Raw genomic sequence first — 25,600 nt, 5'->3', positions numbered from 1 at the left:
GGGCGGCATGCTGTCCTTCTTGTCGATCCGCGACGTCGTTCTCATCGATCGTCTCGATCTCGAGTTCCCGCCGGGCCTGTGTGCGCTCACCGGCGAGACCGGTGCCGGTAAATCGATTCTCCTCGATGCGCTCGGCCTCGGCCTCGGCGCCCGGGCGGACGCACGGCTGGTGCGTCATGGCGCCGCCCAGGCCTCGGTCAGCGCCCGCTTCGAGATTCCGCCCCGGCACCCGGCCCACGCCATGCTGGCCGAGCAGGGCTTCGAGGCCGAGGACGGTCTCTTGCTGCGCCGCGTGATCACCGCCGAGGGGCGCTCGCGCGCCTTCGTCAACGACCGGCCGGTCAGTATCTCGCTGCTGCGCCAGCTTGGCGAAACCCTCGTCGAGATCCACGGTCAGTTCGACAATCAAAGGCTGCTCGATCCCGCTGCCCACCGCGCGCTGCTCGACGCGTTCGGGGTGATCGAGGGCGAGGCCGCCGCCTGCGCTGCCGCCTGGCGGACATGGCGCGCCGCGTCGGAGGCACGCGCCGGTGCCGAGGCGGACCTCGAGCAGGCGCGGCGGGACGAAGACTATCTCCGCCATACCTTGGGCGAGCTGGGCGAGCTTGCCCCGCAGGCGGGCGAGGAAGAGGAACTCGCCCGCCGCCGGGCGCTGCTGATGAATGCCGAGAAGCTGATCCAGGCGATCGCCGATGCGATCGCCGCGCTCGAGGGTGACGCCGGGCGCGGAGTCGTCGTCGGCTTGCGCTCGGCGCTCCGCCACGTCCAGCGCGCAGCCCCGAAGTTCGACGGTCGTCTCGATGACGCGGAAGCCGCGCTCGATCGGGCGCTGAGCGAGGCGATCGAGGCCCAGGCTTTGCTCGAGCGGGTACAATCGTCGGCCGATCTCGATCCGCGCGAGCTGGAACGGATCGAGGAGCGGCTGTTCGCCCTGCGGGCGCTGGCCCGCAAGCATGGCGTTGCCGTCGACGCCCTCGCTCAATTGCAACAGGACCTCGCCGCGCGCGTCAGCGGCCTGGAAGACGGCGAGGCGGTTCTGGCATCGCTGCGACGCGACGAGAGCAAGGCGGCGGAGCAGTTCCGCGCCGCGGCGCAAGCGCTGAGCACCCGCAGAGCTGCCGCCGCCGTGCACCTTGATGCCGCCGTTTGTGGTGAGCTGGAACCGCTGCGCCTCGGCCGCGCCCGCTTCGTCACCCGCGTCGAGCCGCTCGAAGAGCGCGACTGGGGCGCCCACGGCCAGGACCGGGTGGCCTTCGAGGTGGCGACCAACCCGGGCACACCGCCCGGCCCGATCGCCCGCATCGCCTCGGGCGGCGAGCTCGCGCGGTTTACGCTGGCGCTCAAGGTGGTGCTCGCCAGCGCCGATCCGGTGCCGACCTTGATCTTCGATGAGGTCGACGCCGGCGTCGGCGGCGCTGTCGCCTCGGCGGTCGGCGAGCGCCTCGCCCGGCTCGGGCGCGACGTCCAGGTCCTCGTGGTCACCCACTCGCCGCAGGTGGCGGCGCGCGGCGATCACCAGTGGCGCATCGTCAAGACCGTTGCCGGCGAGCAGACGCGCACCTGCGTCGATGTCCTCGACCGGCCGGGCCGCACCGAGGAGATCGCCCGCATGCTCGCCGGCGCGAAGATCACCGACGAGGCACGGGCCGCCGCCGAAAGCCTGCTCGCCGGCTCGCCGGCATGAATGCGACGATTCCGCCGCCTGTCGAGGATCTGACCCGCGAGGAGGCTGAGGCCGAGCTTGCGACGCTCGCCGAAGCGATCGCCCACCATTCCCGCGCCTACTATCAGAACGACGCCCCCGAGATCAGCGATGCGGACTTCGACGCGCTGGCGGTGCGCAACGCCGCGATCGAGGCGCGCTTTCCCGATCTCGTCCGCGAGGATTCGCCCTCGCGCAAGGTCGGCGCGCCCGCCGCCGCCGGCTTCGGCAAGGTTCAGCACGCCAAGGCGATGCTGTCGCTGGAGAACGGTTTCAGCGAAGGGGACCTCATCGACTTCATCGACGGCGTGCGCCGGTTCCTCAAGGAGTTGCGCGCCGATCCCGGTCAGGTGCTGGAGATGATGGCTGAGCCCAAGATCGATGGGCTGTCGATCTCGCTGCGTTACGAGGATGGGCGGTTCGTCGTCGGCGCCACTCGCGGCGACGGCTATACTGGCGAGAACGTCACCGCCAACCTTAAGACGATCAAGGACATCCCGGCGACGATCGCGGGCGCGCCCGACGTCTTCGAGGTGCGCGGCGAGGTCTACATGACCCGCGCCGACTTCCAGGCGATGAACGCGCGCCAGGAGGAGGCGGGGGGCAAGGTTTTCGCCAACCCGCGCAACGCCGCCGCCGGCTCGCTGCGCCAGCTTGACCCCGCGATCACCGCCGAGCGCCCCTTGCGCTTTTTCGCCTACGCCTGGGGCGAGACCAGCGAAACCCCCGCGGCTACCCACGAGGCGTTCCTCGCCCGGCTGCAGGCGCTGGGCTTTCCGGTCAATCCCGAAGCGAAGCTCTGCCGCTCTACCGAGGAGATGATCGCCTTCTATCGCGACATCGGCGCGCGGCGGGCGAGCCTGCCCTACGACATCGACGGCGTCGTCTTCAAGGTCAACCGCATTGACTGGCAGGAACGGCTCGGCTTCGTCTCCCGCGCACCGCGCTGGGCGCTCGCCCAGAAGTTCGCGGCGCAGCGGGCGCAGACCCTGCTCAGGGAGATCCGCATTCAGGTCGGCCGCACCGGCGTGCTCACCCCGGTCGCGGTGCTGGAGCCGATCACCGTCGGCGGCGTCGTCGTCAGCCGTGCCACCTTGCACAACGAGGATGAGATCGCCCGCAAGGACGTCCGCGTCGGCGATCAGGTCATCGTCCAGCGCGCCGGCGACGTCATCCCGCAGATCGTCGGCGTCGTCGCCGAAGCGCGGCCGGCGGATGCCATCCCGTTCGCCTTTCCCGACCACTGCCCGGAGTGCGGCAGCCTCGCGGTGCGCGAGCCGGGCGAGGTGGCACGGCGCTGCACCGGCGGGCTGATCTGCCCGGCGCAGGCGCTGGAGCGGCTCAAGCACTTCGTCTCCCGCAACGCCTTCGATATCGAGGGGCTGGGCGAACGGCACATCGAGGCGTTCCGTGCCGATGGCCTGATCGCTACGCCCGGCGATATTTTTCGCCTCAGGGCGCACGGCGCGGCGATCGCCGGCCGCGACGGCTGGGGCGAGAAGTCGCGCGATAACCTTTTGGCAGCGATCGAGGCGCGGCGAGCCATCGCGCTCGAGCGCTTCATCTTCGCGCTCGGCATCCGCCAGATCGGCCAGGCGACGGCGCGCCTGCTCGCCCGCCACTATGGCGCGCTCGTCGCTTGGCGCGCGGCGATGCAGGCGGCGGCGGACCCGGAGAACGAGGCATGGCGCGAGCTGGTCGCCATCGAGGGCATCGGCCCGTCCGTGGCCGCCGATCTCGTCGCCTTCTTCGCCGAGCCGCACAACCGCGCCGTTCTCGATGACCTCGCCGGCGAGCTCACCGTCGAGCCGTTCGTCGCCGCGACCACGACCGCCTCGCCGCTCGCCGGCAAGACCATCGTCTTCACCGGCACCCTCGAGCGCATGACCCGCAGCGAAGCCAAGGCCCGCGCCGAGGCGCTGGGCGCCAAGGTCACCGGCTCGGTCTCCAAGAGCACCGACTACCTCGTCGCCGGCGCCGACGCCGGCTCGAAAGCCACCAAAGCCGCCGCCCTCGGCGTGTCCGCGCTCAGCGAAGCCGAATGGCTGACCCTGATCGGCGAGGGGTAGGGCGGATAGCAGGCTCTGCGGCGCGACTGGCCGAGTCTGCTTTATCCCATGACCGACTATTCGGCGCTTCGAATTGCTGGCGTCCGCAATGGCTCCTAAAGTGTCGAGACGCGGTAACAACATCAAGCTGGCAGCTTGGCACCTGATTACGCTGCGGAACGCGAACCACTTACGATGTATCATCCCGGTAACGTAGCGCGTCGACGACTGCAGCCATCGCCCGCGAGAGCTGGCGGCGGCTGGGGTAGTAGAGGTGGTAGCCCGGGAAGGGCGGGCACCAGTCGTCCAGCACGCGGACCAGCGAACCGGCGGCGAGGTCGCTCCGGACCAGCTCCTCCATGACGTACGCCAGCCCGGCGCCGGCTGGCGCCGCCGCGCGCTGGAGCCGCGAGTCGTTGACCACCATGCGCGCCTCCGCCCGGACGTTGAGGGCGCGGCCGTCCCGTTCCAGGTCCCACACTGCCACCCCGCCGTGGGTGGGGAAGCGCAGGCCGATGCAGTCGTGCCGGGCCAGTTCGTCGGGCGAGGAAGGCGTACCGCGCGCAGCGAGGTAGTCCGGCGAGCCTACTACCGCCATCCGCAGCTCCGGCCCGATGCGGACCGCCACCATGTCCAGCGCCAGCGTCTCGCCCAAGCGCACGCCGGCGTCGAACCCCTCGGCCGCGATGTCGACCAGGCCGTTGCTTACCACGACCTCAGCGCGAAGGTCGGGGTAGCGCGGCAGGAGCTTGGCAAGGGCGGGGGTCAGGATCGTCTCGGCCGGGTGGTCTCCGGCGGTGATCCGCACGGTGCCGGCAGGCTTGTCGCGCAGATCGCTCAACCCTTCCAGCTCCGCGCCGACCTGGTCGAGGTACGGCCCCACCGTTCGCAGCAGCCGCTCGCCCGCCTCGGTGGCCGACACGCTGCGCGTCGTTCGCGTGAGCAGGCGGACGCCCAGCCGCTCTTCCAGTCTGCGGATCGTGGCTGAGCGCCGACGGCGAAACGCTGAGCCGGGCGGCGGCGCGAGGAAGCTTCGTTCGCGCGCGACGGAAAGAAAAGCGGATAGGTCGGCGATCGGGTCGCGGGGCATTGCTGACGCTCGTTCACAAGAACATGCGTGTTGTTACGTCTAATCGACACAGCGCCGGACGCCTAGATCGTTTCAAGCAAAGGAGGCGAGACATGCAGACCGTCACTGACGTTCCGGTGTGCGCTTGAACAGGCGCAGCCTGCTCAAGCTCACGGGCGCGACCGCCGCCGTCCTGGGCGCGACGGCGCTGCCGGGCGGTGCGGCGATCGCGCAGGGCACGGATGCTTGGGACAAAACCTTCCCCAGGAGCGACCGCGCTGACCACTGCAAGGTCGCCTACACCAATCGGCTGGGCATTCGGCTTGTCGCGGACCTGTACAGCCCGCGCAATTGGGACCGGTCGCGGCGGCATCCCGCACTCGTGGTGGGCACGCCGTTCGGCGCGGTGAAGGAGCAGGCGTCGGGACTCTACGCGCAAACTATGGCCGAGCGCGGCTTCGTGGCTATCGCTCACGACCCGTCCTATGTCGGCGAGAGCGGCGGCAAGCTGCACCGCACTGCCTCGTTCGAGGCGTTGGTCGAGGACTTCAGCGCCGGCGTCGACCAGCTGGGGCGACTGCCGTTCGTAGATCGCGAGCGCATCGGCGTGCTCGGCGTCTGCGGCAGCGGCGGCTTCGGGCTGGCGGCCGCGCAGGTCGACCCGCGCATCAAGGCCGTCGCCACCGTCGCGATGTACGACATCGGCCAGGCGATGCGGCAGGGCTTGGCGGACCGGCTCGACCTGTCGGCCTTCCGGCGCAAACTCGATGCGGTCGCGGCCAGCGCTGGGCGGAGGTCGACGGCGCGGCCCCGCTGATGGCGTCCGGCACGCCCGAGCGGCTGACGACGGACTCGACCGCGATCGACCGGGGAGTTCTTCGACTACTACCGCACGCCGCGAGGGAGCCACCCGCGTGCGACCACGGCGTTCCTGCGCACGAGCCACGCGCCAATGGCGCTCGGCTCGGCGTTCGACCACCTCGACTGGATCTCGCCGCGGCCGCTGCTGTTCGTGACCGGCGACCGCGCGCACTCGCGAGCGTTCAGCGAACAAGCCTTCCGGCTCGCGGCCGACCCGAAGGAGCTGCTGGTCGTGCCGAACGCCGGTCACGTCGACCTCTACGACGGGTCGACCTGATCCCATTCCGACAAGCTCGACGCCTTCTTCCGCACTCACCTCGCATGAACCGGAGAGCAGCCATGAACATTAAGCTGCTCGCCGCGCTCCTGCTGGCGCTGCCGCTCGCGGCCCACGCGCAGCAGGCATCCCGCGCCAACCCGCCGCAGCAAGGAGCCGTGCGCATGGAATACATCCGAAAGGTCGACCTGAAGACGGCGCGAGGCCCGGCGGAGAACTTCACGGGCGTCGTGACCATCACCGGCCAGTTCCAGCGCCCGGAGCCGTCGCGCGTCGGCGGCGCCATCGTTCGGTTCGAGCCCGGCGCCCGCACCGCCTGGCACAAGCACCCACTCGGACAAACGCTGCTCGTCACCGAGGGCATCGGCTGGACGCAGGTCGAGGGCGAGCCGAAGATCGAGTTCCACGCCGGCGACCAGCTCTGGTGCCCGCCGGACCAGAAGCACTGGCACGGCGCGACGGCAACGACGCCGATGACCCACATCGCCATCCAGGAGTCGCTGAACGGCTCGCCCGTGACCTGGATGGAGCACGTCTCGGACGAGGAGTACCTCGCCGGACCCGCCACCCGACCCGAAAGGTAAACCATGCGCGCGACCATCATGCCCCGGGCGCACGACGTCCGGATCGACACCGTCCCCGACGCCGCGATCGTGGAGCCTACCGACGCGGTGATCCGCATCACCCGCGCTTGCATCTGCGGAAGCGATCTGTGGCCCTACAATGGCGGGCCGAATGTAGAAGGCCAGCGCATGGGCCACGAGGCAATCGGCGTCGTGGAGGATGTTGGCAGCGAGGTCCGGCGGATCAGGCGCGGCCAGGTCGTGATCATGCCGTTCGCGGACTCTGACGGTGCATGCGTGTTCTGCGAGGAAGGGCTGCACACCTCGTGTGTTCACGCCGGCTTCTTCGGCAATGGGACCGGCCTGGACGGCGCGCAGGCGGAGGCGCTGCGCGTGCCCAACGCCGACGGGACGCTCTATCCGCTCGATGTGGGCGAGGACGACGCGCTCATGCCCTCGCTGCTCACCCTGTCGGACGTGATGGGCACCGGCCACCACGCGGCGGTGACGGCGCGGGTGCGCCGCGGCGGCACGGTGGTGGTGGTCGGCGACGGCGCTGTCGGCCTTTGCGGCGTCATCGCCGCCAGGCGGCTCGGCGCGGAGCGGATCATCATCATGGGCCGCCATGCCGACCGCGTCGCGCTGGCAAAGGAGATCGGCGCCACGGACGTGGTGAGCGAGCGTGGGCCGGAGGCGGTCGAGCGCGTGCGCGAGCTGACCGGCGGGTTCGGCGCGCAGTCCGTGCTCGAATGCGTCGGCACCGGGGTGGCGATGGAGACCTCGATGAGCATCGTCCGCGCCGGCGGCGCGGTCGGGCGGGTCGGCGTCCCTCATTATGAGGCGATCGCGGGCGCGCAGCCCATGTTCTTCCAGAACGTGATCGTCGCCGGCGGCCCCGCGCCCACCCGTGCCTATATTGACGAACTCCTGCCGGACATCATGGAGGGCCGTATCCAGCCCGGCCGCGTGTTCGATCGCACGGTCGACCTCGACGGCGTGCCCGACGGCTACCGCGCCATGAACGAGCGCGAAGCGTTGAAAGTGCTGATCCTGCCTTAGGCCGAGCGAGACGGCACGCCGCCCGAACACATCCGAAAGCTTGAACAGAAAGGAAATATCATGGCCAGACCCGATCGATTCACCGGCAAGGTGGCCTTCGTCACCGGCGCCGCCAGCGGCATCGGCCGCGCGACCGCGATCGCCTTTGCGGCCGAGGGCGCACGCCTCGCCATCCTCGACCGGACCGCGAACGGGCTGAAGGACACGGAGGCGGCTGTGAGGGACGCCGGGGCGGAAGCGCTGGCGATCGTCTGCGACGTGTCGGCGCCCGAGCAGGTCGAGGCCGCCGTGGCGCAAGTGGTCGAGCGCTTCGGCCGGCTCGATATCGCCTTCAACAACGCGGGCGTCGAGAACAAGCCCGCGCCGCTTCACGAGATCGAGCTGGCGGAGTGGGACCGCATCATCGGCGTCAACCTGCGCGGCACGTTCGTGTGCATGAAGCACGAGATCGCGCAGATGGTACGTCAAGGCGGCGGTGTGGTGGTGAACACCTCGTCGGGTGCGGGCATCCGCGGCGTTGAGGGCGGCGCGGCCTACACCGCGTCCAAACATGCGCTGATCGGCCTAACGCGGTCCGCCGCGCTTGACTACGCCAAGCGTAACATCAGGGTGAACGCGATCCTGCCCGGTAACATCGAAACGCCGATGATGGACCGCTTCACCGGGGGCGACATCCAGAAGGCGATCGTCCTGGAGCCGGTTGGGCGGCTCGGCAAGCCGGACGAGATTGCAGAGGCGGTGCTGTGGATGAGCTCGGACCTGGGCGGCTTCGTCACCGGCTCGGCGGTGGTCGTCGACGGTGGCTGGTCGCTGTGAACCGGCCGCGCGACGTTACGCGCTGGATCGCGTGCATCATGCTCAGCACGGCGCTGATGGGATCGGCCGGCTGCGGACGAGCCGAGCCGTCCGACACACCGGCGAAAGCCGATGCCACTCCGCCAGACGTCGGCAAAAACAGGAGACCGACAGTGTCTACCATCGAGATCGTCTCCGGCGACCGTCGCTGGACGGCCCGGATCGACGACACGCCGGCCGCGCGCGACTTCCTCGCGCAACTTCCCCTGAAGCTGACGCTGAAGGACTTCGGCGGCAACGAGAAGATCGCCGATCTGCCGCGCCGGCTGACGCGCGAGGGCGCGCCCGACGCAATTACCCCCCGGGCGGGCGACGTCGCCTTCTACGCACCGTGGGGCAACCTCGCGATCTTCTACGGACACGGGCATCATTCGCCGGGGCTGGTCCCACTGGGCCGAATTGAAGGCGACGTGTCCGCGCTCGCGGGCGGGCGACCCGTCACGGTTTCGATCGATCGAGCCGCGACGGGTGGCTGAACAGCCGTTTCGCGCAATCAGCGTACGGCACATCTTGAGCGGTCGCGCGGCTGCCAAGGAGTCTAGTCGGCCGCCGTCACGGGTGATCGCTTTCGAGTTCCGAAGCGATCACGCCGGAGCGGAGCATGATCAGGCCGCGTCGTTTTCAGACCCGTCGACCTTCCCCTGCCCGTTCCCCTTGTCGCCCTCACCCTCGGCCGTGCGCGTCGGCGGCCCCGATCCCGGCGCGAGCGGTTCTCGCGAAAGGCGCGATCGAGATTGCTTGGACTCGCACCGTCGGTCGCGTGCGACTTCGACGAGCGCATGGTATCCACATGGCTGTGCTTCTCGTCTCGCTCGCCGCCACCGCCGGACCGCATGCTGACGCGCGGGTTGGTACTTACCGCGCCCTCAGGGTAAGCCGGACCCGGCTCGGGAGGGGGCTTGGTCGCAGGCCCCAGGGCCGCCCCAGCGATCTGTGTTCGGATGCTTTTTCGGCATGCGGGTCGCTCCATCGCAGACGGAAAGCAAACACACGCACGCGCGCGGGGTTCCAGAGAGCACCTACAACGCGACGGGAAAGTGGCTTCGCCGGATGGATTACGGGAGGCAGCTCGAGCAGCTAAGCGCAACGCTTGATCGTCTTCACGTTGACTCGGAACGGGCCTCGGTCATTCCGGCGTACGATGACGCTTTAGATCCCGTTGCAGTCGTAGCGGAGGTCGCTTCCCGCATTCGACTTTCGACGCGAATGGCGATTTCCATCCGTCACCTCTCCTAATTTCGACCATCGCCCTCCCACGCCCGCGACATCATCATTCTCCCTCATATAGGGTAGTTTGGCTCGACGTCGTGGCGGTGGGGGGGTAGCATCGTTGGGTGCGGGTGCGGGAGGATCGATGCGAGGGTGCGGATTGGCAGCGCGCGGCGGGCGTAGACGGGCGTTCGTTGCGGCCGCGGTGCTGGCGGGTGTGCTCGCCGGCTGTTCCTCGCCGGCCACGGACGGCGATAGCGGTGCGAACGCGGCGGCGGACGGTGGCGATCTCGTCGGGACGAGCTGGACGGTGCAAAGCATCGGCGGGAGGCCGGCGATCGACAGCCCGCAATCGATGCTGATCTTCCAGAGCACCACCCTTCTCGTCGGCGACGGCGGCTGCAATACCTTCTCCGGCGCCATCGGCATCGAGGGCGGGCGCATGCTCATCGGCCCGCTGGCATCGACACGCCGGGCGTGCGACGACGCGATCATGGCTCAGGAGGCGGCGCTCTTGAGCGCGCTCGAAAGCGTACGCAGCTTCCAGGCCAACGAGCAGGTGCTGCTGCTGTTTGGCCCGGCGGGGACGCAGACGGTGGCGCTGTCGCGCACGCCGGCGCCGCTCTAGGCCCGGGGCCGGGCCCAGGGCTAGGCTTGGCCCAGGGCTAGGCTTGGCCCAGGGCTAGGCTTGGCGGCGCCCCTCTCGATTTTCGCTCCCGGGCGGCGGCCGGCCACGACCGCCGGTGATCACAGCCAGCCGATGCGCCTGAACCACAGGTAAAGGACAACGCAGCTCACGGCGATGAACGCCAGCACCACCGGATAGCCCCACTCTACGTGCAGCTCGGGCATGACGTCGAAGTTCATCCCGTAGATGCCGGCGATCGCCGTCGGCACGGCGAGAATGGCGGCCCAGCCGGCGAGCTGGCGCATGACGTCACCCTGGCGGTTGGCGGCGAGCAGCAGGTGGGTATCGAAGGTCTGATCGAGCATGTCGCGCAGGATATCGATGCTCTCGTTCACCCGGATGACATGGTCGTGCACGTCCTGGAAGTAAGGGCGCATCTCGGCGTCGATGAACGGCACCTCCATCCGCCGCAGGCGCGTGCATACGTCCATTAGCGGCGCGGTCACCCGCCGCAGGTGCAGAAGGTCGCGGCGCAGGGCGGCGATGCGCCAGACGGTATCGGCGCCAGCACAGCTTTTCTGCACCGCGTCCTCGATGTCATCCGCCTGCCGTTCGATCGAATCGACGATCGGCGTATAGTTGTCGACGACGAAATCCATGATCGCGTAGACGACGAAGTCCTCGCCGTGGCGCAAGAGCTTGGGCATCGCCTCGGCGCGGGCGCGCACCTCGCCGTAGGACGAGGTATCGCCGTGGCGCACGGAGATGACGTAGCCCTTGCCGGCGAAGACGTGGGTCTCGCCGAAATCGACCGCCTCGCCGATCAGGCGCGCGGTGCGCAGGACGATGAACACCGAATCGCCGTAAACCTCGACCTTCGGGCGCTGGTGGGCACGAAAGGCGTCCTCGATCGCAAGGTCGTGCAACTGGAACTGCCGCTGCAGGCCGCGCAGCAGGTCTTGCGGTGGCTCGCGCAGCCCGACCCAGACGAAGCGCCCGTCGCGATCGCAGAACTCACCGCAGCGGGAGATATCGAGGTCGGCGACGCGCCGGCCGCTCTCGTAACCGCAACAGGCGACGACCGCCCCCGGGTCCGGCTGGCCATCGTTGCCGCCGTCATTGCCGCCATCGTTCCAGGGACTCTCCCGGGGGAAATCCCGAAAGCTATCGTGGGGGCCGTCGTCGCCTGCGCTCATTTCAGCGGGGACCGCCGTCAGACGACGGTGAGGCGGACGTCGATGTTGCCGCGGGTCGCATGCGAATACGGGCAGACGATGTGCGCCTTGGCGACGAGATCCTCAGCCTGCGCCTTGTCGATCCCCGGCAGGGCGATGGCAAGGCCGACGTCGATACCGAAACCCTCGCCGTCGTCGCGCGGACCGATGCCGACGGTGGCGGTAACCGAGGCGTCTTCAGGAATGCGGATCTTGTGCTTGCCAGCGACGAACTTCAGCGCGCCGAGAAAGCAGGCGGAATAGCCACAGGCGAACAACTGCTCAGGATTGGTGCCGTCGCCGCCGCCGCCGCCAAGTTCCTTTGGCGTCGTCAACTTGACGTCGAGCGTGCCGTCGGCGGTCTTCGCGCGGCCATCGCGACCGCCGGTGGCGCTTGCCTTGGTCGTATATGCGATCTTCATCCCTTGATCTCCAATCCCGGTTGGTTCAGCGGCTCGCCACGGCCGGCAGGACGCACGCCCGGGCCCGCCTCAAACAGATGGTAACGCCAAGCGCGACAGCTATGTCCGCACTTCGTCGATGACGCCGTGAATGAAGCGAAGTTTATCGATCACCGCGGGCGCGAGTACGAACGGATAAAGGTCGGGCTGGCCCATGCTGCGGTTCAAGCTATTGACCGCGTAGGTCAGCGGCAGCCAAACGTCGATCAGATCGTCGAATTCGGCCGCGCCGTAGGGATCGAAGTCGACCACCGCGTCAAGCGACGGATCGCCGACGGCGCGCGGCTTGACGCGGATGCCGAAGGCGTGCGCCGTCTCCAGGGTATCGACGATATGCATGTAGTGGGCCCACGTTTCCGCCCAGTCCTCCCAGGCATGAGTGCTGGCGTAGGCGCTGACGAACCGCTCGCGCCAGTTGGCGGGTGGCCCGTCGCGGTAGTGGACCTCCAGCGCTTCCGTGTAGTCCTGCTGCTCGTCACCGAACATCTGACGGAAGGAATCGACCCGCCCGCCGTCGAGAATCAGCCGGTCCCAGTAGTAATGCCCGACCTCGTGGCGGAAGTGACCAAGGAGGGTGCGATAGGGCTCGGCCATGTTCTGGCGGTGCTTCTCGCGCTCGGCATCGTCGGCCTCGGCGATGTTAATGGTGATCAGTCCGTCGTCATGCCCGGTTATAACCTTGGCGCTCTCGCGGAATGTCGGGTCCGGATCGGCGAGGAAATCGTAAGCAAGGCCGCGGGTGACGTCAGCGGATTTGACGATCAGCGGCAAGCGCAGCCGCAAGATGGCATAGACGAGGCGGTGCTTGGCACCCTCCAGCCGCCGCCAGGCATCGACGTGATCGGCATTGGTGAGATCGGGAATGGTCCGGTTCAAGGCGCAGGCGCGGCACAGCGTCTGTTCCGCGTTTACCGGCAGCAGCCAGTTGCAGACATTGTGGACGGCGTTCTCACAATAGCGGACCGCCTGCGGCGGCGTGGCCAAGGTGCTCAGGCTCCCGTCAGGCGCACGGCTCAGGGCGGTCAGCGCCATGATCTCGGGCAGAAAGCCGAGCGGCGCCTGGCAATGCTCGCAGCGCGTGTTCTCGAAGTAAACGAGTTGACCACAGTTCTGGCACGCAAACAATTTCATGGATATAGACCTGATACTCGCCGGATTAAGCGAAAGAACTGATGACCGGGCGAGCGGCGTGCCCCACCCGACGCCAGCAGCGTTCAAACGAAACCGCCGATGGATAGTTCCGGGCGCTGCCGCAGAAGCCTGGGAAGATCACTCGCTGATGCGGATGCAGACTTTGCCGAAGTGACGCTGGGCCTCGAAGTGGGCGAAAGCGTCCTGCACCGCATCGAAGCCAAAGGTGTGATCGATCACCGGTTGGATATGGTGCCGCTCGATTGCCCGCGCCATGTCTTCGAAATCGTCGCGCGATCCGACAGTAACGCCCTGCAGGCGCAGGTTGCGCATGACGACCAGCGGCAGCGTCACTTCGCTTCGCGCGCCGGCGAGCACGCCGATGAGGCTGAGCGTGGCGCCGATGCGGGCGGCGCGGATTGAGCGCTCCAGCGTGCCGGCAAGCTCGACGATGTGATCGCATCCGTCGCCGCCAGTCAGCGCCTTCACCCGGCGATCCCAGTCGGGATCGGTCCGGTAGTTGATCGTCTCGTCGGCGCCGAGAGTCTTCGCCCGCTCGAGCTTGCCGTCGTCGGACGAGGTGATGATCACCCGCGCCCCGGCCGCCTTGGCGAACTGCAGGGCAAAGAGGGCGACGCCGCCGGTGCCCTGGATCAGCACGGTGTCCATCGGGCCGACCTTGCCCTGGCCGATGACGGCACTCCAGGCGGTAACGCCGGCACAGGGAAGGCTCGCCGCCGCCTCGTCGCTCAGATGGACAGGCACGCGGCAAACGACCTCGGCCGGAAGGCAGACCTTCTGCGCCAGCATGCCGTCGATATCGCCGCCGAGGCTGAGGGCGAATTTCTCCGGCGTCGCCGGGCCGCCGATCCAGCTCGGAAAGAAAATCGGACAGGCGCGATCACCAAGCTTGAGCCGGCTGACCCCCTCGCCCACCGCCGTCACTTCACCGACGCCGTCAGACACCGGGATCAGCGGCAGGGTATAACGCGGGCCATAGCCACCGCGCACGACGAGGGTGTCGCGATAGTTCAGCGACGCCGCGCGCATCGTCAGCAGCACTTGGCCCGGGCCGGGCACGGGGTCGGCACGCTCGGACTTCTTCAGGTGTTCAAGCCCAAAAGCCTGACGCATCTCCCAAACGAACATGGACGATTTCTCCTTAATTTCGGTCCCAATCTCAGCCTCGGTATCGCGCGACGGTGTGCCCGACTCTTGCCGGAACGGCGACGTGCGATCATAGTTCTTCGCAGCTGGGGAGAATATCGCACCGTGCCAAGCTGTCGGCCTGTTGTCTGCGGCTCGATCGCTGGTCGTCCGGGCCGTTTCGGCGTCGCCATGCACACCGCCGCCTACCGGGCGCTCGGCCTCGATTACGTCTACGTCGCCTTCGGCACCGAGGACACCGCCGGCGCGATGGCGGCGATGCGCGCGCTCGGAATACGCGGTCTTGGCGTGACCATGCCGCACAAGCTGCGCATCGCTGCGTTTCTCGACGCACTCACCGACGAGGCGCGGGCAATCGGCGCGGTCAATACCGTGGTCAACGACGACGGGCGGCTGACCGGCCACAACGTTGACTGGATCGGCGCCTTGCGCGCGTTTCGCGAGGTCTTCGAGCCCGCCGGACGCACCGCCGCCGTCGTCGGTGCCGGTGGCGGTGCGCGCGCCATCGCCTGGGGACTGAAGCACGCCGGCTGCACGGTGAGCGTCTTCAATCGCAACGAGGCCGCCGGCCGCGCCCTCGCCCTGCAGATGGGCGGCGAATTCGCCGGCGCGCCAGCGGCCCTGGCGACGATGCCGGAAACGACGCAGCCGTTCGATCTGATCGCCCACGCGACGCCCGTCGGCTTTCATGATCCTACCTCATCGCTGATCCCGCCGACGGCGCTGCGCCCGCAGACGATCGTGTTCGATGCGGTACCGATGCCGATCCGCACGAAGCTTCTTTGCGACGCCGAAGCGGCCGGATGCAGGACGATTCCCGGACTCCGCATGCAGCTTCACCAGGCGGCGTGCCAGTTCGAGCTCTACACCGGCAGGACGCCCGATCTCGCAATTCTGGAACGGGCCCTTTGCACGGCGATGGCAGAGACCACATAGAAACGAGGTGATTTAACCGCACGACGAGATCGGACAGTGATGGGGCAAGAATGCGCGCGAAAATCGATGAACGACTGGCGCAATTGGGCATCGTTCTACCAACGGCTGCGTCACCGGCGGGATCGTACCTCCCGTTCGTATTTGTCGGCAGTCAGTTGATCGTCTCGGGTCAATTGCCGATCGAAGACGGCAGCGTGGCCTGCTGCGGGCGCATCGGCACGGAGGTCAGCGTCGAGGCGGGGTCGGCGGCCGCGCGCCTGTGCGGTCTCAATCTGCTGGCTCAGGCCCGGGCAGCCTGCGACGGCGATCTCGACCGGGTGCGGCGGGTCATCCGCCTCGGCGGTTTCGTGCAGGCCGGCCCCGGCTTTAGCGATCACCCCAAGGTGATCAACGGCGCCTCCGAACTCATGGTCGAGGTCTTCGGCCCGGCGGGGCGCCACGCGCGTTTCGCCGTCGGCGCATCATCCCTGCCGCTGAACGCCGCCGTCGAAATCGAAGCGATGTTCGAGGTCGCCTGACGATAAAAATCACACCGGCAAACCTCACACCGGCAAACCTCACACCGGCCGATGTCGGCACCGGCTGACCTGAGCGCGGCGCTGGGCGTCGCCATCGCCATCGCCATCGCCGCGATCGCCTGGCGGCGCGGTTCCCTTTCGAATTCGGGAGCCGTCGCCGCCACTGCCGTTGGTGCGCTGGTGTTCTGCGCCGGCGGTTTTGCCGCCGGATTGTTGCTCGTCTTCTTCTTCGTTTCCTCAACCCTGCTGGGCCGCCTCTCCGCGCCAAGCAAACGGCGGGCGGCGGAAAAAGCCGTCAAGGGCGACCGCCGCGACGCCGCGCAGGTCCTCGCCAATGGCGGCCTCGCCGCCGCGCTCGCGCTGGCCGGCGCCCTCCTGCCCTGGCCCGGGTGGGGAGCGGCCTTGGTCGGGACATTGGCGGCGGTAACCGCCGATACCTGGGCGAGCGAAATCGGCACGCTGAGCCGGCAGGCACCGCGCTCGATCCTCACCGGCCGGCGCATCGAGGTGGGGCTCTCCGGCGGCATCACCGCGCTCGGCACCGTCGCCAGCCTGCTCGGCGGCGCGGCGATCGGATTGTGCGCGGGCCTCACCGCCGGCGCGCCGCTGCGATGGACGGCGATCGGCGCCGGCGCCGGGCTGCTCGGCTCACTCGCCGACAGCGCGCTCGGTGCCTCGGCGCAGGCGCTCTACGCCTGCCGCATCTGCGGGGAACGCAACGAGACGCCGCGCCACTGCGGCGGGCCGAGCACACTGATCCGCGGCCATCCCGCCATCGACAACGACGTGGTCAACGCCGTCGCCGCACTTTGCGGCGCGCTGGCCGGCCTCGGCCTATGGGCGCTGCTCTCCCTCGCCGCCGGCTGAGTGATCGTTCAGGACCGCCAGCGCCGCGTCGATGTCGGCCTCGGTGTTGTAAAGGTGCGGAGCAAGGCGCAGGGCGCCGGCGCGCACCGCGACGTGCACGCGCGCGCCCGCGAGCGCATCGGCGATGGCGCGGGTCTGCGCCCGCTCGTGGGGAGCGATGAACACCAGCGTGCTGCGCTGGGGGCCGGCCCGCGGGCTGAGCAGCCGGTAGCGATCGCCATCGAGGCCGTCGATCAACCGCTGGACCAGACGCTGGTCGTGGGCGGCGACCGCTTCGATCCCGCGTTCGAGCAGAAATTCGATCGCCGCCGTCCATGGTACGAAGTTGAAAAAATTGGCGGTGGCGAAGATGTCGTAGCGTCGCGCCCCGGGATCGCCGCGCGGGGTAATAAGGTCGAGGACTTCGCGGCCGAGGTCCTCGGCGCTCAGCACCGACAGCCAGTAGTTCTGGTTGTAGGTGAGCTGGCCGAGAAGCTCCGGGCGCATCCAGCAGAAGCCGGTGGCGTAGGGTCCGCACAGCCACTTCCAGCCGACCGAGACCACCGCATCGACCGGCGCGCTGCCAACGTCGAACGGCCGGGCGCCCAGCGCCTGCGAGGCGTTGACCACGAACAGCACGCCGCGCTCCCGGCAGACAGCGCCGATCGCGGCAAGGTCGATCGCCCAGCCCGAGAACGAGTGCACGAAGGTCAGGCACAACAGCCGGGTGCGCGGGCCGATCGCCGCGGCGATCTCCCCGGCATCGAGCACGCGGCCGCGCGGGGCGAGCAGCCTTAGGGTGACGCCGCGCGGTTCGAGCCCGGTCCACGGCAGGATGTCGGTGGGAAAATCCCCCTCCATCGCCAGCACCTCGTCACCCGCCTGCCAGGGGATGCCGTTGGCGAGGAGATGAAGGCCGTAGGAGGCGCCGTTGGCGAGGATGACCTCCTCGGGCGCCGCTCCGATCAGCCGGCCGATCGCCGCCTTGAGCCGCGCCGGCACGCCCGCAAACCGCGCGGAGGTCAGCTCCCACGGCTGCGCCTTCCAGCGCACCGCCTCTTCGGCCACCGCCCGCGCGCACGCCGGCAGCGGGCCCTGATGCGCGCAGTTCAGCCAGTGCTGGCTGGCGAGGTCAGGAAAGTCAATCTCAGGATCACCGATCATTAGGTGCAGAGTGGCCCACCTTCGCCCCCGCAAGCAAGCACCCAGCCACGGCGGGGATCATCACGTCCTGGAGCGGCAGTTCGTCGCCAATAGCGACGATCGCCGATGGCGTGAAGCGGACGCTGGCTGTGTCTGCAATGCAGTCGGGAGCGTCCAAAGACCCGTAGGCCGGAAGACCCGAGACCGGGGGGAGGGTTGTCGTGGCAGAGGTCTCAACGAGGGAAAAGCCCTCGGTTGGTTAGGCCTCAGCCTCTATTCTTTCCACGAGTGTGGCGCCCCAATCATCGGGCTGCGCTTGCAAGAACGCCCTGATGCAGTCTGCTTCAAGCACCTCCCTGGATGATCCAGTCACCTTAGCCGCCTCTCTTGAGTAGTCGTGATGGTTCGTCTCTGGATGGGCGGTAAGGCGTTGATCGAGGTCGAATTCATAACTTTTCAGGAGTTCCGCCTTTCCTTGATCGGAGAGGAATACCAGTTTTTCCGGGGCAATAGAACCTGGAAGGCGGTATATCTTTTCCGCATCCAATTCCGGTTGATCCCCATCTCGTACGCCAATAGCTTTAACACCGCTTTTTCGTAAAATGGTCACAGCGCCCTTGGCTGCCTCTGCGTCACCGAATGGTAGTACCTTTGTCCGCCTCAGAAGAGACGGACGTTTCATTTTGATTATCTCCCCAAGAAGATTGAGCAAAAAGTATCTTCAACGCAAACAATCAGGTGGCCGTCGTTCCCTTCAGTCAGGGTATTGCGCAGATGGATTGACGATAGGCGGTCATATACTTTGACGCCATCTCTGTCGCGCGCAAGCATCTTTCGCCCTTCGGGGGGCAATGCGCGGATCATCGCCGAGGAATGAGTTGAGAATATAACTTGATGGCCACGCCGAAAGCTGACGTCCATCAGATATTTTGTAAACTCATATTGGGCGAACTCATGGAGGCTGGTTTCAGGCTCCTCCAGGATAACTAGGGACTGAACAGGGCAACTCTCAAGGAGACGGATCGTATGGATAACACGCCCTTCCCCGAATCCCATGTTGTTCTCAGAATATACGGCATAGAGCCGTCGCGCCATTCCAAGCTCGGCCTTACGTGTGGCGCTTTCTACTCCCTGAAAGAAAACCTCGTCATAGTTATTGCCGAGTATACTCGACGCCCACTTCTTCCCATCTTCCACTTCTGCTCTTTCTGAAAGGGTAATCTGCTTGGCGCTGTATATCGTTAGGTCTCTCCGCTCCACCTTGGGTAGATAGAACGTGAGCCCGACGTAAATTGAGGCTTTTTCGGGTTGTCGCTTGTATCCGCTCCATTCCTTTGCGGCCCGGCTTACCGTGTGAGAGCTTGATCTTCGCTGGGGGTATTTGTTTGATAGCGATACTCTACACTGGAGTTATCTTCAAATGGCTTCGGGTCCGCCACTGATACAGGAAAAAAATCTTTGACATAGAACCTCTTGTAATCTTCTGCGGTTGAGAGGTTCTTGTGCGCACATAAAAGAAGCTGGCCGATCGTGCTCTTACCTGCACCATTTAATCCAGTTATCGCAGTAACTGGATATTCGAATTCCATATCGCATTTAATTCCCCTAAAACCTCTTACACAAACCTTGTTAACGCAAGCGCCAAAATTGGCGTAGCGGCGCGCCTTTACGAATTTCGACGCCAACTTCTCACTCACATCTGCCATTCACGAGCCTTGTCTTCACGCACAAGCGGTGTTACATCTCGCCATTGATCATTGCCGAATGAAGCGCGGTAGCCCACTTGGGCGTATTTGGAACCTGCGTCGGAATACGCCCAAGTGGGCTATTCCGACCTACCACGCTCGCAGATGAGCAGATAGCGGACCTTCCTCACAAGAAGGGCTGAATCGACCCTCCTGGGATAAAGCAGACTCGGCCAGTCGCGCCGCAGAGCTTGCTATCCGCCCTACCCTCGCCGATCAGGGTCAGCCATTCGGCTTCGCTGAGCGCGGACACGCCGAGGGCGGCGGCTTTGGGAGCTTTCGAGCCGGCGTCGGTGCCGGCGACGAGGTAGTCGGTGCTCTGGAGACCGAGCCGGTGACCTTGGCGCCCAGCGCCTCGGCGCGGGCCTTGGCTTCGCTGCGGGTCATGCGCTCGAGGGTGCCGGTGAAGACGATGGTCTTGCCGGCGAGCGGCGAGGCGGTCGTGGTCGCGGCGACGAACGGCTCGACGGTGAGCTCGCCGGCGAGGTCATCGAGAACGGCGCGGTTGTGCGGCCTGGCGAAGAAGGCGACGAGATCGGCGGCCACGGACGGGCCGATGCCCTCGATGGCGACCAGCTCGCGCCATGCCTCGTTCTCCGGGTCCGCTGCCTCGGCATCGCCGCGCGCGCCAAGCGACGAGCGCGCCATAGTGGCGGGCGAGCAGGCGCGCCGTCGCCTGGCCGATCTGGCGGATGCCGAGCGCGAAGATGAAGCGCTCGGAGCGCGATGGCTCGCCGCGCCTCGATCGCCGCCAAAGGTTATCGCGCGACTTCTCGCCCCAGCCGTCGCGGCCGGCGATCGCCGCGCCGTGCGCCCTGGAGGCGAAAAAATATCGCCGGGCGTAGCGATCAGGCCATCGGCACGGAACGCCTCGATGTGCCGTTCGCCCAGCCCCTCGATATCGGAAGGCGTTGCGGGAGACGAAGTGCTTGAGCTGCCCAGCCGCCTGCGCCGGGCAGATCAGCCCGCCGGTGCAGCGCCGTGCCACTCGCCCGGCCGCGCGCACCGCGAGGCTGCCGCACCCGGGCAGTGGTCGGGAAAGGCGAACGGATGGCATCCGCCGGCCGCGCTTCGGCGACGACGCCGACGATCTGCGGATGACGTCGCCGGCGCGCTGGACGATGACCTGATCGCCGACGCGGACGTCCTTGCGGGCGATCTCATCCTCCGTTGTGCAAGGTGGCACGGCTGACGACGACGCCGCCGACGGTGATCGGCTCCAGCACCGCGACCGGGGTGAGCACGCCGGTGCGGCCGACCTGAATGCGGATCTCCCTGAGCAGGGTCTGCGCCCGCTGCGCCGCGAACTTCTGGGCGAGCGCCCAGCGCGGGTGCGCGGGAGACGAAGCCGAGCCGTTCCTGCCAGTCAATGCGGTTGACCTTGAAGACGACGCCGTCGATGTCGTAGGGCAGGCTTCGCCGCCGCGCGCCGATGTCGCGATAGAAGGCGATCATCTCCTCGGTAGAGCGGCAGAGCTTCGCTTCGATTGACCGGAAAGCCCAGCGCCTGCAGCCGGGCGAGGAACGCCTCGTGGGTAGCCGCGGGGTTTCGCTGGTCTCGCCCCAGGCGTAGGCGAAAAAGCGCAAGGGGCGGGCGGCGGTCACGCTCGGATCAAGCTGGCGCAGCGAGCCGGCGGCGGCGTTGCGCGGGTTGGCGAAGACCTTGCCCCCCGCCTCCTCCTGGCGCGCGTTCATCGCCTGGAAGTCGGCGCGGGTCATGTAGACCTCGCCGCGCACCTCGAAGACGTCGGGCGCGCCCGCGATCGTCGCCGGGATGTCCTTTGATCGTCTTGGGGTTGGCGGTGACGTTCTCGCCAGTATAGCCGTCGCCGCGAGTGGCGCCGACGACGAACCGCCCATCCTCGTAACGCAGCGAGATCGACAGCCCATCGATCTTGGGCTCAGCCATCATCTCCAGCACCTGACCGGGATCGGCGCGCAAATTCTGAGGAACCGGCGCACGCCGTCGATGAAGTCGATGAGGTCCCCTTCGCTGAAACCGTTCTCCAGCGACAGCACGCCTTGGCGCTGAACCCGCGAAGCCGGCGGCGGCGGGCGCGCTGACCTTGCGCGAGGGCGAAACCGCGGACGAGATCGGGAGGAGCGCGCCTCGATCGCGGCGCGCGTTGCGCACCGCCAGCGCGTCGAAGTCCGCATCGCTGATCTCGGGGGCGCCGTTCTGATAGTAGGCGCGGAATGGTGGGCGATCGCTTCGGCGAGCGTCGCTAGCTCGGCCTCAGCCTCCTCGCGGGTCAGATCCTCGACAGGCGGCGGATCGTCGCACCATGCCGGCGAGCCGGCGAGCAGGCTTTCGGCGGCGGCCCGTGCCTCGTCGGTGATCTTCGCGCCGGCGAGCATGCGGGCGATCTCCTCGGTGCGGCCCGGCCGTCGAGGACATCGACGCAGGTGCGCGTCTGCTCGCCGGCAACGGTCTTGACGATGCGCCACCAGTGATCGCCGCGCCGCCACCCGCGGCGAGGGTGACCACGAGGACCTGACGTCCCGCCTGAGCGCCGGGCGAGGCACTCGCCGACCGTCGCGAGTGACAGTGCTGCGGACGCCGGCGTCGACCCCATCGAAGATCAAGGTCGGCACCGGATCGGCGCTGGCGAGCACCACCTGAGCGCCAGCGTAAACCGCGCGAGCTTGCCGCCCGAGGCGATGCGGGCGATCGGGCCGGGCGGTGTGCCCGGCTGCCACCTCGAAGGCCACCCGGTCCTGGCTGGCGCTCCCAGTCGCGCTCTTCGAGCGGCTCGACGCGGTGACGAAGCGGGCGCGGCCGAGGCGCAGCGGTTCCAGCTCACCACAAACGGCGGCATCAGCGTGCACGGCGGCGGCAGCCTGCGGGTGCTCAGCGCTTGCGCCGCGGCGCGGAACTGCTCCGCCGCCTTGCCTCGTCGCGTCGCAGCGATGCGCCAGAACCGCCTCGCCGTCTTCCAGGCGCGCCGACGCGCGCGGCGAGGTCCTGTTGCAATTGAGCGAGGGCGTCGGACGGCAACGCCATGCTTAGGGCCAGCGGCCGCAGGGCGAACAGCCGCTCTCGATCCGTTCCAGCTCGCGCGGATCGAGATCGGCCGACGATTGTACCCGCTCGAGCAAAGCCTGGGCCTCGATCGCCTCGCTCAGCGCCCGATCGAGCGCGGCTTCCGCGTCATCGAGACGACCGTCGAACTCTCCTGGGCTGCGCGCTGGACGTGGCGGAGCGCCGAGCGCAAGCCGACGACGACCCGCGCCCGGCGTCACTCGAGCGCGGCGATCGCATCGGCGATCGCCTGGATCAGCTTCTCGGCATTCATCAGCAGCGCCCGGCGGCGGGCGAGTTCCTCTTCCTCGCCCGCCTGCGGGGCAAGCTCGCCCAGCTCGCCCAAGGCATGGCGGAGATAGTTCGTCCCGCCGCGCCTGCTCGAGGTCCGCCTCGGCACCGGCGCGTGCCTCCGACGCGGCGCGCCATGTCCGCCAGGCGGGCAGCGCAGGCGGCGGCCTCGCCTCGATCACCCCGAACGCGTCGAGTAGCGCGCGGTGGGCAGCGGGACCGAGCAGCCTTTGATTGTCGAACTGACCGTGGATCTCGACGAGGGTTTTCGCCAAGCTGGCGCAGCAGCGAGATACTGACCGGCTGGTCGTTGACGAAGGCGCGCGAGCGGCCGTCGGCGGTGAGCACGCGGCGCAGCAAGAGACCGTCCTCGGCCTCGAAGCCCTGCTCGGCCAGCATGGCGGGCCGGGTGCCGGGGCGAATCGAAGCGGGCGCTGACCGAGGCCTGGGCGGCGCCATGACGCACCAGCCGTGCGTCCGCCCGGGCGCCGAGGCCGAGGCCGAGCGCATCGAGGAGAATCGATTTACCGGCACCGGTCTCGCCGGTGAGCGCACAGGCCCGGCGGGAACTCGAGATCGAGACGATCGATGAGAACGACGTCGCGGATCGACAAGAAGGACAGCATGCTGCCCGTCCTGCTCACCGAGGCTGAGGCCCCACCGGTTGCGCTGATGCATTGCCCGCGTCACCGCCGACGAGAAGCGTAGGCGTCGGCATACCATTGCGACTGCGGGAAGCCAAAGCCGAGGACCGCCGCCGTCTTGCGCGCCTCGTCGTCGATCCTGGAGCGCGCGATAGACCCGGTCATGCAGCAGGGCTTCCGGCACGTGGGTCGCTCGACTGATATTTCTCGACAACGGTGCGGGAAGCGATTGAGCGAGGCGAGCTGGAAAGCCGCGCTCCTGGTAGTGACCGACGACCATTTCCGCGCCGGCAAGGTGATCGCTGCACAGGTCGATCTTCAACTGGGCATCGCGCGCATATTCGCTATCGGGATAGCGGCTGATAAGCTCGGCGAACACGCGCTTCGCCTGTTCGGTCATTTCCTGATCGCGATGGATGTCGGAAATCCGCTCGTAGTAGCTGAGGCCCTTGAGGTAGTAGGCGTACGGAACGTCGGGGGTTGGCTGGGTAAGCTCGATATAGCGGTCGCAGGCGTTGACCGCGTCGTTACACTCGTTCGCCTGATACGACGCGTAGGCAGACATCAGCTCTGCCTTCGTCGCCCAGCTCGAATACGGATGTTGGCGATCGACCCCATCGAACGTTTTCTCGCCTTCTTGTAGTCACCCCATCAAGCCGGTCCATCGCCTGATTGTAGAGCCCGTCGACCGAACGTCGACGTAAGGCTCCTCCGTCGTGCCGCAGGCGGTTAGCGCCAGCAGCCCGGCGACGAGCGCGGAACAGGCAGCAAAGCGGTTTTGCGGCGGCTGGTGAAGCCAGACCGAACATCGGCGAATAGCCACTGCTGGGAGAACGATTATCTTCGGTCGGGACTATAGCACGCGGCGCGCCGCAGATGCAAGACGCCGACGCGATTTTGCTGCGCCGTCCGCGCTGTATTCCCCCGCAGCGAACGACAGAGCACCGCCCTTCGGCGGTGCCCTCCATCGCCGCGTCTGACGGCACTTTCCGCCGTCGCCTAGCGGGCCCATCATCCGCCCGCTGCCGACGCCGAGCCGTCGGCAGACGGGAAACGTCGGCAGACAGCGCGCTTAATTTGCCTGACGGCGCAGGAACGCCGGAATGTCGAGAAGATCGTCCTCGGCCTGCGAGGCCGGAAGCCGTTCCTCGAGTACCGACACCGCCCTGCATCCGCGGCTGGCGCTTGGCGGGCGCCTGACTTGCCTCGTCGCTTTCCGTCGCTTCCGGCTTGTGCGGGCGCGTCGCGGCCGTGCCCATGACGCGCGCCAACAGGCTGGCTATCTTGCCGCGCTGACCTCGCCGTCCTGCGCCTGAGGGGCAGAAACATCCGCGGCCGGACGAGCATCGCTGATAACCGGGCGGGCGACCGAAATCGGCGCGCCGAACGTGCCCTGATGCCTGCCCGGCTTCCGCTGGGTGGCGTAGAACACCGGCTCACGTGACGCGGTTGCCGCCTCGCCCTGCCAGCGCTCCATCTCTACGATCATGGCAGCGGCGGGCGCCGTCGCCAGACCACTCCTCCTCGCCCGCAAAACGGCCTGCCACCGCTTCACCGGCACCGCTTCGCGCGAGCGCGCCGCCTGCGGGTGCCGCGCTTCGCTGAGACTGCGCACGACACCCCGCCGGGAGCATTCGTCGCCGGAATCCGGCTTCGCCGCGGCGATGCTGTTCATGCCGGTCGCCACTTCACGGAGACGCGGATGCGACTCTCCATCGCCTCGTCGAACGTCGAGCCGAAGATGATGAACGCGTCGGGATCGACCTCGGAACGGACGCGGTTGGCGGCTTCTGTCGACGTCGAACAGAGTCGGCGTCCATTGAGCCGGTGATGTTGATCAGCGGCGCCGTGCTGCCGCCCTTCATCGAGACGTCGTCGAGCAGCGGGTTGAGATCGCCGCCTCGGCCGCGTCGAGGGCGCGTTGCCGCCGGTGGCCCTCGCCGGCACCCATCATCGCCTTGCCCATTTCGCCTATCACCAAAGCGGATATCAGCAAAGTCGAGATTGATCGCTGGGCATGACCATCAGGTCGGTGACGCCGCGCACGCCCGAGTGCAGCACGTCGTCGGCCATGTTGAAGGCGTCGGCGAAGGTGGTGCGCCTGGCTGGCGACGCGAAAGAGGTTCTGCTTGGTGATGATGATCAGGTATCGACGAACCGCTCTGAGTTCCTCGATGCCGTTATCGGCGATGCGCATGCGGTGCTGCCCCT

At 67.5% G+C, this 25,600-nt stretch carries 21 protein-coding genes and 5 pseudogenes; 11 read left to right on the top strand and 15 right to left on the bottom strand.

The genetic code is table 11. From position 1 onward, the window contains the following. Positions 1 to 7 precede the first annotated feature (7 nt). Together recN and ligA (IPK66_17950) are read left to right on the top strand one after the other, a co-directional pair. The gene (recN, locus tag IPK66_17955; GenBank protein MBK8177066.1) at positions 8 to 1,684 is read left to right on the top strand and encodes a DNA repair protein RecN; all 1,677 of its coding nucleotides are present in this window, start codon (positions 8 to 10) and stop codon (positions 1,682 to 1,684) included. After that, positions 1,681 to 3,771, top strand: a complete 2,091-nt coding sequence (gene ligA, locus IPK66_17950; GenBank protein ID MBK8177065.1) for an NAD-dependent DNA ligase LigA — start codon at positions 1,681 to 1,683, stop codon at positions 3,769 to 3,771. Before recN ends, ligA (IPK66_17950) begins: the two co-directional genes overlap by 4 nt. 169 nt (positions 3,772 to 3,940) lie before the next feature. On the opposite strand, the pseudogene IPK66_17945 reads toward ligA (IPK66_17950), so the two are convergent. After that, positions 3,941 to 4,840: pseudogene (locus IPK66_17945) on the bottom strand (LysR family transcriptional regulator). A 118-nt stretch (positions 4,841 to 4,958) separates the two neighbouring features. On the opposite strand from IPK66_17945, the pseudogene IPK66_17940 reads away from it, so the two are divergent. From IPK66_17940 to IPK66_17915, 6 genes and pseudogenes are all read left to right on the top strand, one after another. Beyond that, positions 4,959 to 5,957: pseudogene (locus tag IPK66_17940) on the top strand (alpha/beta hydrolase). Between the two features lie 164 nt (positions 5,958 to 6,121). Then, complete coding sequence (locus IPK66_17935; GenBank protein ID MBK8177064.1) at positions 6,122 to 6,541, top strand: cupin domain-containing protein; 420 nt, start codon at positions 6,122 to 6,124, stop codon at positions 6,539 to 6,541. A 3-nt stretch (positions 6,542 to 6,544) separates the two neighbouring features. Further along, positions 6,545 to 7,579 carry an alcohol dehydrogenase catalytic domain-containing protein gene (locus IPK66_17930; protein MBK8177063.1) on the top strand — a complete coding sequence of 345 codons (1,035 nt, stop codon included), beginning with the start codon at positions 6,545 to 6,547 and terminating at the stop codon, positions 7,577 to 7,579. A gap of 60 nt (positions 7,580 to 7,639) precedes the next feature. Further along, positions 7,640 to 8,395, top strand: a complete 756-nt coding sequence (locus tag IPK66_17925; protein MBK8177062.1) for a glucose 1-dehydrogenase — start codon at positions 7,640 to 7,642, stop codon at positions 8,393 to 8,395. 56 nt (positions 8,396 to 8,451) lie between these two features. Further along, positions 8,452 to 8,910, top strand: a complete 459-nt coding sequence (locus IPK66_17920) for a hypothetical protein (protein MBK8177061.1) — start codon at positions 8,452 to 8,454, stop codon at positions 8,908 to 8,910. 878 nt (positions 8,911 to 9,788) lie between these two features. Next, complete coding sequence (locus IPK66_17915) at positions 9,789 to 10,271, top strand: META domain-containing protein (protein MBK8177060.1); 483 nt, start codon at positions 9,789 to 9,791, stop codon at positions 10,269 to 10,271. Between the two features lie 119 nt (positions 10,272 to 10,390). Here the strand turns inward: IPK66_17915 and corA are convergent, their stop codons facing one another. The 4 genes from corA to IPK66_17895 form a co-directional block, all read right to left on the bottom strand. After that, positions 10,391 to 11,467, bottom strand: a complete 1,077-nt coding sequence (gene corA, locus IPK66_17910; GenBank protein MBK8177059.1) for a magnesium/cobalt transporter CorA — start codon at positions 11,465 to 11,467, stop codon at positions 10,391 to 10,393. Between the two features lie 17 nt (positions 11,468 to 11,484). After that, the gene (locus IPK66_17905) at positions 11,485 to 11,907 is read right to left on the bottom strand and encodes an organic hydroperoxide resistance protein (GenBank protein MBK8177058.1); all 423 of its coding nucleotides are present in this window, start codon (positions 11,905 to 11,907) and stop codon (positions 11,485 to 11,487) included. A 99-nt stretch (positions 11,908 to 12,006) separates the two neighbouring features. Then, on the bottom strand, positions 12,007 to 13,077 hold the full coding sequence (locus tag IPK66_17900) for a putative zinc-binding peptidase (protein MBK8177057.1): 1,071 nt from the start codon (positions 13,075 to 13,077) through the stop codon (positions 12,007 to 12,009). 138 nt (positions 13,078 to 13,215) lie between these two features. Beyond that, entirely contained in the window at positions 13,216 to 14,226 is a 1,011-nt protein-coding gene (locus IPK66_17895) for an NAD(P)-dependent alcohol dehydrogenase (GenBank protein MBK8177056.1), read from the bottom strand. Between the two features lie 123 nt (positions 14,227 to 14,349). On the opposite strand from IPK66_17895, the gene IPK66_17890 reads away from it, so the two are divergent. Genes IPK66_17890 through IPK66_17880 form a run of 3 tightly spaced genes read left to right on the top strand, consistent with a single transcriptional unit; the run spans position 14,350 to position 16,565 of the window. Next, positions 14,350 to 15,180, top strand: coding sequence for a shikimate dehydrogenase (locus tag IPK66_17890; GenBank protein MBK8177055.1), 831 nt, complete (start codon positions 14,350 to 14,352; stop codon positions 15,178 to 15,180). A 50-nt stretch (positions 15,181 to 15,230) separates the two neighbouring features. Then, positions 15,231 to 15,698, top strand: a complete 468-nt coding sequence (locus IPK66_17885; GenBank protein ID MBK8177054.1) for a RidA family protein — start codon at positions 15,231 to 15,233, stop codon at positions 15,696 to 15,698. Positions 15,699 to 15,749: 51 nt separating this feature from the next. After that, entirely contained in the window at positions 15,750 to 16,565 is an 816-nt protein-coding gene (locus tag IPK66_17880) for a DUF92 domain-containing protein (protein MBK8177053.1), read from the top strand. Here IPK66_17880 and IPK66_17875 read toward each other — a convergent pair. From IPK66_17875 to IPK66_17830, 10 genes and pseudogenes are all read right to left on the bottom strand, one after another. Continuing rightward, complete coding sequence (locus tag IPK66_17875) at positions 16,533 to 17,708, bottom strand: aminotransferase class V-fold PLP-dependent enzyme (GenBank protein ID MBK8177052.1); 1,176 nt, start codon at positions 17,706 to 17,708, stop codon at positions 16,533 to 16,535. The two genes, IPK66_17880 and IPK66_17875, sit on opposite strands and share 33 nt — an antisense overlap. Before the next feature lie 238 nt (positions 17,709 to 17,946). After that, positions 17,947 to 18,369: a hypothetical protein gene (locus tag IPK66_17870; protein ID MBK8177051.1), complete on the bottom strand. Its 423-nt coding sequence runs from the start codon at positions 18,367 to 18,369 to the stop codon at positions 17,947 to 17,949. A 5-nt stretch (positions 18,370 to 18,374) separates the two neighbouring features. Next, a complete protein-coding gene (locus IPK66_17865; GenBank protein MBK8177050.1) occupies positions 18,375 to 18,884 on the bottom strand; it encodes an AAA family ATPase in 510 nt (169 codons plus the stop codon). Between the two features lie 149 nt (positions 18,885 to 19,033). Further along, complete coding sequence (locus IPK66_17860; GenBank protein ID MBK8177049.1) at positions 19,034 to 19,393, bottom strand: hypothetical protein; 360 nt, start codon at positions 19,391 to 19,393, stop codon at positions 19,034 to 19,036. A gap of 166 nt (positions 19,394 to 19,559) precedes the next feature. Then, positions 19,560 to 21,790 (bottom strand): annotated as a pseudogene (ligA, locus tag IPK66_17855) (NAD-dependent DNA ligase LigA). Positions 21,791 to 22,438: 648 nt separating this feature from the next. Next, on the bottom strand, positions 22,439 to 22,675 hold the full coding sequence (locus tag IPK66_17850; protein ID MBK8177048.1) for a hypothetical protein: 237 nt from the start codon (positions 22,673 to 22,675) through the stop codon (positions 22,439 to 22,441). After that, positions 22,672 to 22,854: a hypothetical protein gene (locus IPK66_17845; GenBank protein MBK8177047.1), complete on the bottom strand. Its 183-nt coding sequence runs from the start codon at positions 22,852 to 22,854 to the stop codon at positions 22,672 to 22,674. The genes IPK66_17850 and IPK66_17845 overlap by 4 nt, the downstream gene beginning before the upstream one ends. A gap of 794 nt (positions 22,855 to 23,648) precedes the next feature. Then, positions 23,649 to 24,020, bottom strand: a pseudogene (gene bamD / locus IPK66_17840) (outer membrane protein assembly factor BamD). 648 nt (positions 24,021 to 24,668) lie between these two features. After that, entirely contained in the window at positions 24,669 to 25,064 is a 396-nt protein-coding gene (locus IPK66_17835) for a hypothetical protein (protein MBK8177046.1), read from the bottom strand. Continuing rightward, a pseudogene (locus IPK66_17830) lies at positions 25,061 to 25,600 on the bottom strand (cell division protein FtsZ). The gene IPK66_17835 and the pseudogene IPK66_17830 overlap by 4 nt, the downstream one beginning before the upstream one ends.

The organism is Rhodospirillales bacterium, from assembly GCA_016712595.1.
Taxonomy (GTDB): domain Bacteria; phylum Pseudomonadota; class Alphaproteobacteria; order Rhodospirillales; family Defluviicoccaceae; genus Defluviicoccus.
This window is presented reverse-complemented; position numbering and strand designations above follow the sequence as displayed.

Excerpts from the sequence above, each read along its gene's own strand:
- recN (MBK8177066.1), top strand. The coding sequence starts at position 8 with ATGCTGTCCTTCTTGTCGATCCGCGACGTCGTTCTCATCGATCGTCTC.
- ligA (MBK8177065.1), top strand. The coding sequence starts at position 1,681 with ATGAATGCGACGATTCCGCCGCCTGTCGAGGATCTGACCCGCGAGGAG.
- IPK66_17935 (MBK8177064.1), top strand. The coding sequence starts at position 6,122 with ATGGAATACATCCGAAAGGTCGACCTGAAGACGGCGCGAGGCCCGGCG.
- IPK66_17930 (MBK8177063.1), top strand. The coding sequence starts at position 6,545 with ATGCGCGCGACCATCATGCCCCGGGCGCACGACGTCCGGATCGACACC.
- IPK66_17925 (MBK8177062.1), top strand. The coding sequence starts at position 7,640 with ATGGCCAGACCCGATCGATTCACCGGCAAGGTGGCCTTCGTCACCGGC.
- IPK66_17920 (MBK8177061.1), top strand. The coding sequence starts at position 8,452 with ATGGGATCGGCCGGCTGCGGACGAGCCGAGCCGTCCGACACACCGGCG.
- IPK66_17915 (MBK8177060.1), top strand. The coding sequence starts at position 9,789 with ATGCGAGGGTGCGGATTGGCAGCGCGCGGCGGGCGTAGACGGGCGTTC.
- corA (MBK8177059.1), bottom strand. The coding sequence starts at position 11,467 with ATGAGCGCAGGCGACGACGGCCCCCACGATAGCTTTCGGGATTTCCCC.
- IPK66_17905 (MBK8177058.1), bottom strand. The coding sequence starts at position 11,907 with ATGAAGATCGCATATACGACCAAGGCAAGCGCCACCGGCGGTCGCGAT.
- IPK66_17900 (MBK8177057.1), bottom strand. The coding sequence starts at position 13,077 with ATGAAATTGTTTGCGTGCCAGAACTGTGGTCAACTCGTTTACTTCGAG.
- IPK66_17895 (MBK8177056.1), bottom strand. The coding sequence starts at position 14,226 with ATGTTCGTTTGGGAGATGCGTCAGGCTTTTGGGCTTGAACACCTGAAG.
- IPK66_17885 (MBK8177054.1), top strand. The coding sequence starts at position 15,231 with ATGCGCGCGAAAATCGATGAACGACTGGCGCAATTGGGCATCGTTCTA.
- IPK66_17880 (MBK8177053.1), top strand. The coding sequence starts at position 15,750 with ATGTCGGCACCGGCTGACCTGAGCGCGGCGCTGGGCGTCGCCATCGCC.
- IPK66_17875 (MBK8177052.1), bottom strand. The coding sequence starts at position 17,708 with ATGATCGGTGATCCTGAGATTGACTTTCCTGACCTCGCCAGCCAGCAC.
- IPK66_17870 (MBK8177051.1), bottom strand. The coding sequence starts at position 18,369 with ATGAAACGTCCGTCTCTTCTGAGGCGGACAAAGGTACTACCATTCGGT.
- IPK66_17860 (MBK8177049.1), bottom strand. The coding sequence starts at position 19,393 with ATGGCAGATGTGAGTGAGAAGTTGGCGTCGAAATTCGTAAAGGCGCGC.
- IPK66_17835 (MBK8177046.1), bottom strand. The coding sequence starts at position 25,064 with ATGAACAGCATCGCCGCGGCGAAGCCGGATTCCGGCGACGAATGCTCC.